This window comes from Metabacillus sp. GQ13 (assembly GCF_059758525.1).
Genome location: NZ_JCAXET010000006.1, coordinates 256,359 through 269,952, shown reverse-complemented (window position 1 = coordinate 269,952; position 13,594 = coordinate 256,359). Strand labels below are relative to the sequence as shown.

The 13,594-nt window shown below is 34.0% G+C and carries 12 protein-coding genes and 2 pseudogenes; 11 read left to right on the top strand and 3 right to left on the bottom strand.

Translation table 11 applies throughout. From position 1 onward, the window contains the following. Nucleotides 1–174, top strand: a pseudogene (locus AC6CHR_RS09855) (preQ(1) synthase); the annotation flags it as partial. A 262-nt stretch (nucleotides 175–436) separates the two neighbouring features. Then, nucleotides 437–766, top strand: a pseudogene (gene queF / locus AC6CHR_RS09850) (preQ(1) synthase); the annotation flags it as partial. 320 nt (nucleotides 767–1,086) lie between these two features. Here queF and AC6CHR_RS09845 read toward each other — a convergent pair. Continuing rightward, nucleotides 1,087–1,275 (bottom strand): YkvS family protein, encoded by a 189-nt coding sequence (locus AC6CHR_RS09845; protein ID WP_498248473.1) that lies wholly within the window; start codon nucleotides 1,273–1,275, stop codon nucleotides 1,087–1,089. Between the two features lie 501 nt (nucleotides 1,276–1,776). Between AC6CHR_RS09845 and AC6CHR_RS09840 the strand changes: the two genes are divergently transcribed. Then, a complete protein-coding gene (locus tag AC6CHR_RS09840; RefSeq protein WP_498248472.1) occupies nucleotides 1,777–2,628 on the top strand; it encodes a patatin-like phospholipase family protein in 852 nt (283 codons plus the stop codon). A gap of 101 nt (nucleotides 2,629–2,729) precedes the next feature. Beyond that, nucleotides 2,730–2,924 (top strand): protein YkzS, encoded by a 195-nt coding sequence (gene ykzS / locus AC6CHR_RS09835; RefSeq protein ID WP_498248471.1) that lies wholly within the window; start codon nucleotides 2,730–2,732, stop codon nucleotides 2,922–2,924. Between the two features lie 110 nt (nucleotides 2,925–3,034). Here ykzS and AC6CHR_RS09830 read toward each other — a convergent pair whose 3' ends face one another. Beyond that, nucleotides 3,035–3,538 (bottom strand): sigma-70 family RNA polymerase sigma factor, encoded by a 504-nt coding sequence (locus AC6CHR_RS09830; RefSeq protein WP_498248469.1) that lies wholly within the window; start codon nucleotides 3,536–3,538, stop codon nucleotides 3,035–3,037. 346 nt (nucleotides 3,539–3,884) lie between these two features. Here AC6CHR_RS09830 and AC6CHR_RS09825 point away from each other — a divergent pair, with 346 nt between their 5' ends. The 7 genes from AC6CHR_RS09825 (at nucleotide 3,885) to AC6CHR_RS09795 (ending at nucleotide 12,934) form a co-directional block, all read left to right on the top strand. Then, the gene (locus AC6CHR_RS09825; protein WP_498248468.1) at nucleotides 3,885–4,487 is read left to right on the top strand and encodes a cell wall hydrolase; all 603 of its coding nucleotides are present in this window, start codon (nucleotides 3,885–3,887) and stop codon (nucleotides 4,485–4,487) included. Between the two features lie 282 nt (nucleotides 4,488–4,769). Further along, on the top strand, nucleotides 4,770–6,245 hold the full coding sequence (locus AC6CHR_RS09820) for a spore germination protein (RefSeq protein ID WP_498248540.1): 1,476 nt from the start codon (nucleotides 4,770–4,772) through the stop codon (nucleotides 6,243–6,245). Between the two features lie 18 nt (nucleotides 6,246–6,263). Beyond that, the gene (locus AC6CHR_RS09815) at nucleotides 6,264–7,355 is read left to right on the top strand and encodes a GerAB/ArcD/ProY family transporter (RefSeq protein WP_498248466.1); all 1,092 of its coding nucleotides are present in this window, start codon (nucleotides 6,264–6,266) and stop codon (nucleotides 7,353–7,355) included. Further along, complete coding sequence (locus AC6CHR_RS09810) at nucleotides 7,352–8,419, top strand: Ger(x)C family spore germination protein (protein WP_498248464.1); 1,068 nt, start codon at nucleotides 7,352–7,354, stop codon at nucleotides 8,417–8,419. Before AC6CHR_RS09815 ends, AC6CHR_RS09810 begins: the two co-directional genes overlap by 4 nt. Before the next feature lie 195 nt (nucleotides 8,420–8,614). Next, complete coding sequence (locus AC6CHR_RS09805) at nucleotides 8,615–9,940, top strand: polysaccharide biosynthesis protein (RefSeq protein ID WP_498248463.1); 1,326 nt, start codon at nucleotides 8,615–8,617, stop codon at nucleotides 9,938–9,940. Between the two features lie 184 nt (nucleotides 9,941–10,124). Beyond that, entirely contained in the window at nucleotides 10,125–10,637 is a 513-nt protein-coding gene (locus AC6CHR_RS09800) for a TlpA disulfide reductase family protein (protein WP_498248462.1), read from the top strand. Nucleotides 10,638–11,029: 392 nt separating this feature from the next. Further along, a complete protein-coding gene (locus tag AC6CHR_RS09795; protein ID WP_498248539.1) occupies nucleotides 11,030–12,934 on the top strand; it encodes a heavy metal translocating P-type ATPase in 1,905 nt (634 codons plus the stop codon). Between the two features lie 81 nt (nucleotides 12,935–13,015). Here the strand turns inward: AC6CHR_RS09795 and AC6CHR_RS09790 are convergent, their stop codons facing one another. After that, nucleotides 13,016–13,231: a hypothetical protein gene (locus tag AC6CHR_RS09790; RefSeq protein ID WP_498248461.1), complete on the bottom strand. Its 216-nt coding sequence runs from the start codon at nucleotides 13,229–13,231 to the stop codon at nucleotides 13,016–13,018. Nucleotides 13,232–13,594 lie beyond the last annotated feature (363 nt).

Here is a 13,594-nt window from a genome sequence, read left to right as displayed (position 1 = left end):
ATGAATATGTCAGGTAGAAAAGATGAAGAATTAAAAGATGTAACATTATTAGGGAACCAAGGCACAAATTATCTGTTTGAATACTCACCGACTATTTTAGAGTCATTTGATAACAAGCATCCTAATCGAGATTATTTTGTTAAGTTTAACTGTCCGGAATTTACTAGTTTGTGTCAATAGGGCACACTTCAGTGGTGACACTGTTGCTTAAACCTCGTGAATTCAGGGAAGGAGAAGTTTTTCTCTAATCCTGAGCCAAGCCTCTCATTTGAGGAAGGTGCAGAGACTATCGAAATCACTCAATGTGTGAAGCGTATTACCGTAACACTTGAGGAAGAGAGTAGAGTACATCTGAAAGGATGGAAGCGCGAGGGTTCTTATTCACTAACGCATGTGGGTAAGAATATGATATAGTCCACCTGCTTAAATGCAGATGCCAAAAACCGGACAACCAGATTTTGCTACCATTTACATCAGCTACATTCCAGATCATAAAATGGTAGAAAGCAAGTCACTAAAACTATATTTATTTAGTTTTAGAAACCACGGGGACTTTCATGAAGACTGTATGAACATCATCATGAATGACCTCATTGAGTTAATGGATCCACGTTACATTGAAGTATGGGGGAAATTTACGCCTCGTGGTGGGATTTCAATTGATCCGTATACTAACTATGGTAAGCCAGGGACAAAATATGAAGAAATGGCAAACTATCGCTTAATGAATCATGATTTGTATCCAGAGACGATTGATAATCGATGAAGGAGATCTAATTTTAGCTAAGTAGGTTTTAGTTTTAGGTAATTCACATCTATATCTAATAATAGTAAAATTGCACAGATAATAATAAGTCAGTAAACGGCAGGTAGTGTACCTGTCGTTTTTTTATCAGAACTTATATGTATATAGCTTGCATTGGCGCTTTTGTTGCTTAAAGACTTTGATATCTTCTATGAAAATAGTTTCAGTTTCTATTATAAAATCCCATAGCCAATTTTTCTACAATACAGTGAACGGAACTTTTAGAAAATAGCCTAGAAGAAAAGACGAAGAAGTACTACTTCTTCGTCTTTTTCTTTATATTAGGAAAATGAATCCTTTACTATTTTATAATTTTTATGATTAACAACTGTTCGCCTATCAAGTTCTAAGTCTCTGAAGTTTTCCATATAGGTTAAGTCAACAATGACAGAATTTTCATTAACCTTTTCAACAACTCCTGTTAAGCCTTCTTTAAATTCTATTATACTTCCAACCTTAGCGATCTTCATTGCCTCGCTCCTTTACATATTCTTAAGCCAATCAGGTGTTACATATTGCCTTTAAACTGATCGTTTTAAGTATTTGCTGACCTATAGGCCATAGGCATTAATTAGTTAAAAAATTCTCTATTAGCATAATTTAACACTATTTCAGTCTGTAAGTAAAGCCCTTTCAATTCAATTTAATAAAAAATTTACGAACAACGAAAACGATTCATAAATCATCTTTGGTCATGGAGTAAGATGAACGTTTTACTATTTATGAAAGACGTAAAAGTTAATGTTACTTTTTAATAATCTTTGCAAAATCATAGAATAATAGTTAAGGTTTATTATTTAAGGATTTTTTAAAGAGAAGTTGCTGTACTTCCTTTAATGTGCTAGTGAACAAAGGGTAGAACAGGCTAAATAGATAGACAAAAATATGGAAGCTCTGTGTGTTAGTAAAGTAGAAAATAGTTTTTTATGATATATTTAAATAACTGTTACTTTCAAGGGAGAGTATAATAAATGGTTGAAGCAGGATTGGTATTAGAAGGTGGCGGTATGAGAGGTATATATACTGCTGGAATATTAGAGTATTTTATGGAGAAAAACTTATATTTCCCGTATGTAATTGGTGTTTCCGCAGGTGCATGTTTTGGTGCATCCTACCTTTCTAGGCAAAAAGGGAGAAATCGGAAAGTGAATATTGATTATGTCACTGATCCTAATTATTTGTCTTTTCAGAATTTCCTAAAACATCGTCAATTGTTTGGAATGGATTTTATTTTTGATGAATTGCCAAATAAGATTGTACCTTTTGATTTTGCTAGATATGAAAGTGGATTAGAAGAGTTTGTTGTGGTAACAACAGACTGTGAGACTGGCCAACCAATATATTTTAACAAAGATACTTCTGGTAAGGATTTATTAACTATACTCAGAGCATCTAGCTCCTTGCCGTTTATAGCGCCTATCATTGAATATAAAGGAAAGCATTTATTAGATGGTGGAATTACCGACTCAATCCCGATAAAAAAAGCGGTAGATGACGGATATAAAAAGAATGTAGTAATTTTAACTAGAGATGGCTCATATCGAAAGAAGAAGTCTTCTATTCGCTGGCTGCTTAATCGATCTTACAAGCCATATCCAAAATTAATCGATGCTGTCATCAATAGACATGAGATGTATAATGAAACCTTAGCGTATATAGAAGAAAAAGAGAGAAGTGGTGAGATCTTTGTCATTAGACCTAGTTCTCCGATTAAGGTAGGTAGAATTGAACGAAATGCAAAGAAGTTAGAAGATTTATATTCATTAGGTATTGATGATGCGCAGAAAATATATACGCGATTTGAAAGTTGGTTAGATGAGTAGGATTGGGATAGCGTGATTCTCTACAAATTAGTAAAGCACTATTCTAATGGCTAATTTTAGTAAACGATAATGAATGGGACCTTTAGGAGGCGTAAATAAAAATGGATGAAAAAAGGATAATAGAAGTATTGGATAAGTTGAAAAACGGCGAGTTACAAGAATATCATGTTAGTAAAGAAGAGTTCCTGGACTTCCGAAATAGTCTTATTAAGCGAGAAGATTTTAAATATTTTCGTGGAATTGCTCAACAAGGAGGAAGTATCATTTATCGTTATTTACAGGAGCCAAGAAGTTAGGGAATCTAACCTCTTGGCCTTTTTGTAGTTCAAGAAATGTATTGATAAAATTTTTCTACTGTGGATCGCTAAATCAATTAAAAGAGTATACCATTCATGGTCATTTTTTTTTATCCCATAATGTCAACGAAAGAAAACCTTTGTAACTTTACAATTGTATCTCTACGCCATGACTTTACAGCAGATATGGAAACATCTTCATCCTTTGCAATGTCAGTTGGGGTTTTTCCAAATAAGCAATAACCTCTGAGCCATTTTCTTTGGTTATTAGTCAAGTGTAGTGAGAGACGATCAATGATTGAGCTTGTAAGTAGAAATGTAAAATCGTCCTCGGTCATTGTCTCTAAGTTAGCAAGATCTAATTGGCATGTGTTTATTTGATTTTTCCCCTCACTAGTTAGCTCCGATTTCATTCTACCACTAATATAAGAGTAGGCATAAGACTTAAACGCTCCTTTTTTTTCATCAAACCGTATGGATGCCTCCCATAGAGCAATACAACCAATTTGGTAAAATTCCTGTTTATTTCTATAAATCGTTAATTTATTGATAATATGATAGATCATTGGTTCATATTGTTTGAGAAGTAGCTCAAAATTCTCATTTTGATTCATATAAGAATCCTTAATAAGAATGCATTCTTTGGTATTCCGCGGTAATACGAGAATAGCAGTCTATTAATACTAGATAAACTTTCAATATGAGAGAGATCGAGGGTGATTATGGTCAGATAAACTTGCTTTATGTATAATCAAATGGTCGATAAAGCGGTTTATTGAGCATAGATGTAAGCATTAAGTAGGTTTTTAAAACCATTTCATAAAAAAATATACGATTGCCATGTATACCAAATATTGAGTAGTGAGTTATCTAGTTAAACCTGTTAGTCTTGTTTATGTGGCATAGAGAGTAGGAACAAAAGTTTGTTTGTAAAATGAATTTATTGGAGGTTACCGATCTATGAAGAAGACGATAATAAAACTTGTTGCTGTTTCAACATTAGCTTTATCGCTGATAGCGATGTCAACTAATCAATCAAAAGCTAGTGCTGCAACAACACATCAAGTTCATACAGGGGATACGTTTTGGTTAATTGGTAAGAAACATGGAGTATCTGTTAAATCTTTAATGTCTGCTAATAAAAAGTCCTCTCACATACTATTTGTTGGAGAGAAACTAGTTATTCCGCAAACAATTTCTCAAACAGAAATAGACCTTTTAGCTAGATTGGTACAAGCTGAGGCTAAAGGTGAACCTTTTGCAGGTAAAGTTGCTGTTGCTACAGTCGTATTAAATCGCGTTGATAGTTCATTATTTCCAAATTCAATTAAAAATGTAATCTATCAAATAGATCAAGGTTATTATGCCTTTACACCAGTGCAAAATGGAACGATTAACCAACCTGCTAATTCTAGTTCAATAGAAGCAGTAAAAGAGGCGTTGGCATTTCGTGGGATGGGAAATGGGTCATTATATTTCTATAACCCTAAAACGGCAAAAAGTACTTGGATTACTTCACGTCAAGTGACAGTATCAATTGGTAATCATCGTTTTGCGAAATAAATAACAGTTCAAAAAGCGTAACACATATACAAGAAGCATACTAAAAGGGTATCTTTTCTTGTTATGTTGTTAGGCTTTTTTTGTTTGCTATAATACGCTCTTTTCAAAGTTTTGTTTCTCTAGAGTGATCATAAACATATGGAACTATAAATGGTGCATAATTCCATAAACAATTGGAAAGCTAAAAGGAAGAAAAGTATAAAGTCATTATTTTGATTTTTGTAGAATTAATTCTTTTCCAATGGAGTGAATATGAAACATGTGGTGTGCTAAATGAATGGTATGAAATATGAGAGTGGAAAAGATAAGCCGACTCTAGCAAAAGTATTTGCTCGTTTTAGAACCTCATCGGATTTTATACAGTATACAGAAGAGACGAATAAGGTAAAATATTGGATTTCTTATATTCGAACATTAGTGGATTCTAAAATAATTCAAGAAAGTGTTATGCCAGTTTTAAAAAGTGAAGATTGGAGTAACTTAGAAGAATTAAAGAAAGGGATACCTATTGAGAATATCCTTTTAACAATTGATACTGATGTAATTAAGGAAAAGCTACTTGGAGGGTACATATTTATTAGCTTATCCGAGTATGGACTACCAGGACTTCTGATCAAGGCTCCAAATGAGAAGGCTAGAAGTGTATCAATTCCAGAGGTGGAATTTAGTGTAGTAGGTCCCAAAGAGGCGTTTGTTGAATCAATTGAGACCAATATAAATTTAATACGAAAACGGGTTCTAAATGATAAACTAAGAATTTTTGAAATGAAGATAGGAGATTTATCTAATACCAAGCTTGCCGTCCTGTATGTAGAGGATATCTGTGATACGGAAAATGTTCAAACAGTCATCCAAAGAATTAAAGATATCCAGTTTGATCTAATCAGTGATAGTTCTTATATAACACAAATGATTTCAGATAACAATAATTCACCCTTTCCACAACTATTAGATACTGAGCGTCCGGATCGGGTATCAGCTATTTTAGCCGAAGGAAAGGTAGGGATCATTGTTGATGGATCACCTCATGTGTTAGTTGGACCAACGACATTAATAGAATTTTTTTCAGCGTTTGATGACTACTTCTACAATTGGATCGCTTCCTCATTTTTTAGGTTAATCCGGTTATTTGCAGTTGCATTCTCAATTTTAATTACGCCTATTTATGTCGCAACATTAACCTATCATTATGAGTTGATACCGAGGGATTTATTAGATACGCTAATTTCATCAAGAAGGGCAGTTCCGTTACCTCCATTCCTAGAAGCGATATTTTTGGAATTAACGATCGAATTATTAAGAGAAGCTGGAGCGAGGTTACCAACGAAGGTCGGTCAGACTATCGGGATTGTAGGTGGAATTGTTATTGGGACGGCTTCGGTTGAAGCTGGTTTAACTAGTAACATCTTACTGATTATTGTAGCTTTATCTGCTTTAGCATCATTTACAACACCGATTTATGCAATGGGCAACACAATACGGATGCTTAGATTTCCATTTTTACTCTTTGCTCAATGGTTTGGTTTGTTAGGAATTGTCTTGTGTTTTTGTTTTTTAATGACACATTTATTAAGGTTGACCTCTTTAGGTAGACCCTTCTTGGAGCCGATATACCCACCTAGATCATCGGATATGAAGGATGCATTTATAAGGTTACCCTTTTCAATGATGTCAAAACGACCTCAATCATTTAGGAAAAGCGATTCAAAAAGGTTCTCAGCAGAAAAGGCCAAAAAGAATAAAGACATTGATGAGTAAAAGTGAGGTATTAGGATCGTGATTAAAATTGCTGAGAGGTTTCAAGTATCACATTTTTTAATATTTTATTTAGTTCACTCCCTTCAATATGGAATTGGTGTGTTAGGTTTTCAACGGATAATTTCTGAAACGGCAGGGAGGGATGCGTGGATAGCAGTCATTTTATCAGGGGTAGTTGTCCACGTATCACTTTGGATGATTTTTCGTATTTTGAAGGGATCGAATGGCAATATTGTTACGGTTCATCATGATTTATTTGGAAAATGGTTTGGCGGATTTCTTAGTTGTTTATTAACGCTTTATTTTGTAGTGTTGGCAATAACCGTTTTAAGGTCATATATTGAGATCGTTGAGGTGTGGATGTTTCCCGATCTTAATGTATGGGTCTTCTCTTTTATCTTTTTTTTATTAGTTTATTACATCATTAGTGGAGGGTTTAGAGTCGTTACGGGTATAAGTTTTTTTGGGGTTCTGTTGCCTATATATTTACTATTCACTTTCTTCTTTCCACTGCAATTTGCAGAAGTGAAAAATCTATTTCCGATTTTCAATCACTCGATTTCGGACATTGCGGTATCTACTAAGGAAATGTCTCTTACTGTTATTGGTTTCGAAGCATTGCTTCTTTATTACCCTTTTATAAAAAATGTTGAAAAATCAAAGAAGTGGGCACATTTAGCAGTTGCATTTAGTACGTTTGTGTATACGTTCATCTGTATTATTTCCATCATTTATTTCAGTGAGGAACAACTTGCGAAGAATGTCTGGTCAACATTAACAATATGGAAAATAATTGAGTTACCTTTTGTAGAACGCTTTGAATATATAGGGATCGCCAATTGGAGTTTAATTATTTTACCCAATGTTTGTTTAACAATTTGGTCAGCTAGTAGAGGCTTAAAAGATGTTTTTGCACAAAAGCAAAAATACATCCTTATTTTGGTTTTGATCGTTACCTATATAAGTGTTAACGTTTCTCAAACACGCAAGGAAATCAATATATTGAACGATATTGTTGCCCAGGCCGGATTCTTTATTATGTTTATATATGTTCCAAGTATGTTCTTCCTTACTATGATCATTCGTAAGATAAAGGAGAAAAAGGCATGAAAAAATGGTTCTTATTTATTATTATGCTCCCGTTCCTGTTAACTGGTTGTGTGGAGGAAGAGATTATAGATGAAGTAAATCTTGTGACCGTAACGGCTTTTGATAAAACAGGAGAAAATAAGCTAAGAGGAACTGCAGTTATAAATACTTATTTGAAGGATCAGCCCGTTAAGGATTTCTTAGTAGATGAAACATCTGAATTAAGTAGAGAGATCATTTCAAATTTACAAAGGAAAACACCTGATCCAATTGTAGTAGGAAAACTTCAGGTCGTGTTATTTGGTAAAGAACTTGCAACTGAAGGAATAAACGAAATAGTTGATACACTTCAACGTGATGCCGCAATTAGTGATCGACTCCTTTTAGTTGTGACAAGAGGAGAAGCACACGATCTATTAAAATCCGACTTTGGAACTGAAGGAGCTTCGAGATTCATATCAAGTTTAATTATACATAATAAATTAAACCGTGATTTACCTATGACAAATTTACATGTCTTTCTTTTTCAATTTTATTCAAAAGGTCATGACCCTTATTTGCCAATACTTAAAGAAAGTGATAAAAAAATTGAAATAGATGGGCTTGCATTGTTTGATAAACATAAGCTTGTTGGAGAGATTCCAAATGAAAAGTTGCCTTTCTTTAAGGTTTTAGCAGACCAATACACTCAAGGTATTTATACGTTAGAACTACCAGGTTCTCAAAAAAAGGTCGGTATAAATAGTATTTATTCTTCAAGTAAATTGACATTAATTTCTGAAAATCCTTTAAAAGTAAAAATTGATATACACATTGAAGGGTTTATTAATGAATATACCGGTAAGAGGATTACACAAGAGGTGATAAATGAGGTAGAAGTTGCCTTTAGTAAAAAAATAGAGAAAGAATCAGAAGCCCTTATTGAGCAGTTTAAAGAGTTGAAAATTGATCCACTTGGTATAGGTGATGACATTAGATCAAAATCTAGGGGGTTTGATATTGATAAATGGCGAGAAAAAATTCCGGAATTAGAGGTGGATGTCAAAGCGGATGTTGTCATATCTGAGACAGGTGTCATTGATTAAACAGCTTGAAACACTAAAGCATAAAGAGAAGAAAGAAAAACGGATAATTCCTTTCATACTAAATGGTTAGCTGGCAAATTTGGATAAAATACTTTATAAAATAGCATGAGGATTCTTGATTGTTTCACTACTAATTTTATGTCTTGTCTCATATGTTTTTTAATATGGACTAGTTTAAAATGAGGAGACGACATCATGAATTCTTTTGTTAAAGGAACATTGCTACTTGTGATTGCAGCATTTTTTGGGGAATGTCTTGAATTTTTTGTAAATATGATTTTAGCAAGACAACTGGGAGAGGAAGGAATGGGTTTATATATGACCATTCTGCCGGTTATCTTCTTTGTTGTTATCATTGCAAGTTTAGAACTCCCAATATCTATTTCAAAATTCATTGCTGAAAAACAACGTGAAACGCATTATCATATGCTCAAGCATACACTTTTTTTAACTGTATTATTTACGATTGCATTTTTATCAGTAGCTGCAGTTGTATTACCCTATATACCGATATTTAGCGGCTATCATCCATTTGTCAAGTGGTTAGTGATCCTTCTTATACCAATTGTCTCATTCTCTTCGATTGCGAGAGGTTATTTTATGGGAGTCCAACATATGGGGAAAATAGCTATATCTAATTTTTTGAAAAAAGTGGTTCAACTACTAGTATTGTACTGGGTATATCAATCTTTTCAATTTAATTTAGAAATAGCTTTATTAATAGCCCTTACAACCCTAGTTGTAAGTGAATTGTTGGTTTGTACATATTTGGTAGCAATTTACTTTATTCATTATCAAATGCTCCGCAAAGAACCAAAGCAGCATATTAAAGGGGAAAAAGTAAGAAGGGCTTTATTTGCTGTTTCATTTCCAACAACAGGTTTAAGGTTATTTCATTCATTTACACATGCAGTCCAACCGTTTTTAGTAAAAGGTGCATTAATCAGTGCGGGATTTTCAAGTGTCATGGCTACCGAGCATTATGGAATGCTAGCAGGTGTAGCGATGTCAATTGGGTTTTTCCCGGCATTTATTGGACATTCTCTAATGGTTATGTTAATTCCAAATGTTTCTGAAGCTTATGCTGAATATAACCAATCCAAGCTTGTGCGACTTCTTAAGCAGGCAATGATGATAACCATTATGTATGGTACGATCGCTGTTGTCGCTATGTACTTATTTGCTGAACCTTTAACACATTTATTTTTCGATTCAGTATCAGCGGCGTTTTATCTAAAACTTTTATGGCCTTACTTCTTATTTCACTTTTTTATCATTCCAATGCAAGCCTATTTAATTGGATTAGGGCTTGTAAAAGAAGCTATGTTTCATACAATTTGGTCACATGTTATCTCATTCGGAATGATGTATTTCCTAGGCTCGCTAGAATCTCTACATATGAAGGGAATTATCATTGGAATGAATATGGGCGCTGTTCTCCTTATGCTTATGCATTATGTGACGATTTGTAGAAAACTGGGGGTGAGCGTCTATTTTATGGCGAGAAAGGTAACATTTTGAATCTACGAAATTAGAAAAAGAGATATCGTGGAGTGTCATCGATTGAAGAAATCCGCAAAATGTAGAGGGTATGAGGGAAGATAACATTATGATGTTTCATCTCTACATGATTTCTTGTATCAAATGATCGAGCATCGTGAAAAATAAAACAGATATTCAAAAAGATAACTGGAGGAGTATTCTGTTGAGAAAAGTAGCTCTATTGTTATTATTGTTTGTAGCCATCAATCTATCAATCATCAGTTCAGTGGGAGCGAGTGGAACGAAACATGTTGTTGAAGGACAAAAGGTGATTGATTTTACAGTAAAGGATGTTGGCGGTTCAAACATCCATTTGGCTGATTATCAAGGAAAGGTTATCGTGCTGAACTTTTGGACAACTTGGTGTGCGTATTGCCAAGAGGAGATGGAAGAAATGGTTAAGTTCTCGTCTGAGGCAGATTCAGCAAAAATTAAATTGATTGCCATAAATGTAACAACATCAGAGAAGAGTGAACAAGCTGTAATAAATTTTGCTAAAGATTCAAATATTCCTTTTCAAATTGGACTTGATAGTAATGGGGAAGTTGCAAAGACTTATCAATTAATAGGGATACCAACTACATATATAATTGACCAGGCGGGTATCGTCAGGAAAAAAATCTTAGGTCCAATAACTGCTGATATTCTAAAAAGTTATATCTCAGAAATGGAATAAATATAATTAGAGAACAACATGATCAATGAAAAAGCCGGAACCGAAGTAGTATGTTACTTCATGGTTGCGGTTTGTTTTTGTATGTATATAGTTCCTCAGTAAATTCTAAAGCGAGCTTAAACAATTAATAATTAGGGAATACGTTTTAAACAATAACAATTTTAAATGAGAATAAAGAATAGTTTTAATGTTAAATGATAATTATTATTAATAAGTAATTATAATAATTATCACTTGAAATAATATATAAGTTTGTTATAATCAACAGTATACTATTAAATCAAGGGTTTTAGGAGATTTTTAAATAAATATCACAAGTAATTGTGTATTGAAGATGAATGTTATTCTCAATTAGAGGAGTGAGGAACTTGGAAATAAACACTGCAGGTCAAATGGATACTTCAATTCAGTCAGATAAACGTCTTTTTTTTAGTAAGTGGAGTGAGCATATCGAACTTATAAATGCAATTATTGCTGGGATACTTATTGGAGTTGGTTGGTTTTTAGAGAATGGTGGTAAGGAATCAGCAGCAATTTCGTTATTTATAGTAGCCTTTATATTAGGTGGGTATGCCAAAGCAAAGGAAGGCATTGAAGATACCATCCATGAAAAAAAATTAAATGTAGAATTGTTAATGGTTTTTGCTGCTGTTGGTTCTGCTATTATTGGGTATTGGACTGAAGGTGCCATTCTAATCTTTATATTTGCTCTAAGTGGTGCACTTGAGACGTTTACAATGAATAAGAGTCAGCGTGAAATTTCTGCGTTAATGAGTCTACAGCCTGAAGAAGCTCTTTTACTAAAGGAGGGTACTGAGAGAAAAGTCCATGTTTCGGCTTTACTTATCAATGATGTGATCCTAGTCAAACCGGGTGAGAGAATTCCAACCGACGGTGTAATATTGACTGGGATGACAAATATTGATCAATCAGCGATAACTGGTGAGTCAATGCCTGTTGAAAGGGAAAAAGATGATGAGGTTTTTGCGGGAACAGTTAATGGAAACGGCTCAATCACTATTTCCGTGACAAAAAAGAGCACCGATACAATGTTTCAAAAAATTGTAGAACTTGTCCAATCTGCACAATCTGAAAAGTCACCTTCACAACAGTTTATCGAGAGATTTGAAGGAACATATGTAAAAGCAGTACTAGCTATCGTTGCACTAATGATGATCCTACCTCACTTTCTACTTGGTTGGAGCTGGAATGAAACGATATATCGAGCATTAGTATTAATGGTTGTTGCATCACCATGTGCTTTGGTTGCGTCGATAATGCCAGCTACTTTATCAGCAATCTCTAACGGTGCAAGAAATGGACTTTTGTTTAAGGGTGGCGTTCATTTAGAACAATTAAGTAAAACAAAGGTTGTAGTATTTGATAAAACAGGAACCTTAACAAAGGGTGAACCAACTGTCACAGATGTCGTAATTGCTGATAAAATGGATACTAAGCTATTTTATGAAGCGGTTCTATCGATTGAAAATCAATCAAATCATCCGTTGGCAAAAGCAATAGTGTCTAAAATCCAAACGGAATTTCCAAATCAGAAGGCTGAAATGTCTTCTGTAGATGAAATTTCAGGCTTCGGTGTTAGTGCTATTCTAAATAATATCCACTGGAAAATAGGGAAGGCAGATTTTGTTGGCCGACAGGAAGCATTAAGGTTTCAAAATGGTGTGAGTGAGAGACTTGCTCAAGAAGGGAAAACAATTGTCTATGTCGTTCAAGAGGAAGTAATAGTCGGTCTTTTAGCATTAAAAGATGTAGTTAGAAAAGAAGCTCGAGAAGCGATTCAAACGTTACATGAAAATGGCATAAAAACGGTTATGTTAACCGGTGACAGTCAGTCAACAGCAGAGGCAATTGCAAAGGAATTAAACGTTGACCACTTTATAGGAGAATGTTTGCCTGGTGATAAAGTTTCAGAAGTAAAAGCATTAAAAGAAAAGTATGGTACGGTAACGATGATAGGTGATGGAATTAATGATGCACCAGCTCTAGCTACATCAGATGTTGGTATAGCAATGGGTGAAGGAACGGATGTCGCCTTAGAAACGGCAGATATTATTTTAATGAAAAATGAACTGTCGAAGCTGACCAATGCGGTGAAATTGTCTAAAAAAATGAATCGGATTGTCAAACAAAATATTGTTTTTTCTATGACAGTTATTGCTTTACTTATTTGCTCAAACTTCTTCCAAATACTCGACTTACCTCTAGGTGTAATAGGACATGAAGGAAGTACAATTTTAGTTATTTTGAATGGGCTACGATTGCTGAGAGGAAATTAAACAATACTATTTACCAAAGGTTAAAGGGACTATTCAAATAGTCCCTTTTATTGTTCTTCATTTATTCGTATCTAAACAAAGTTATGATTCAGTAGCTGTAGCTTGAGAAGTTGATTCTTCGATATCAGGTCTTTTACTAACTATTATGTAGGATATGACAAAGCAACAGAAACCCAAGGTCCAGCCAAAAACAGTACTATAATAAAAAATATTAACTAAAGCCATCCCGACAAATGGGGCTATAATTCCAATGATGCATAGAATCGGGACTAAGTGACTTTTTACCCAATTTAGCATGAACAACAACTCCTTAGTAGAGAAAGTAAGATGGCTAGAGGTTGTTCAAAAGAGCCTAGAAACGGCAAATAAGTATAGGTACCAATGTAATATGAAAAGTTTATATGAATATTCGTAGGTGCCCCAAACTTAAGCTTATTAACATCTTGGTTCTTTTGTTAGCCTTAATTATTATGTATATAGTAGATAGTATACAAGAAAAAGATAATGTCGAATACCCATTAAATATTAAAAGCATGTTACAAATGACCCTTATTGAGGATTTTTTGTGACATCTCAACCATTAATCATGCACTAATTTTTATTAATGTTGTTGAAGGTTAAAAGCTTTTAATTCTAGCTGTAGATTCGAAATAAGTAAAA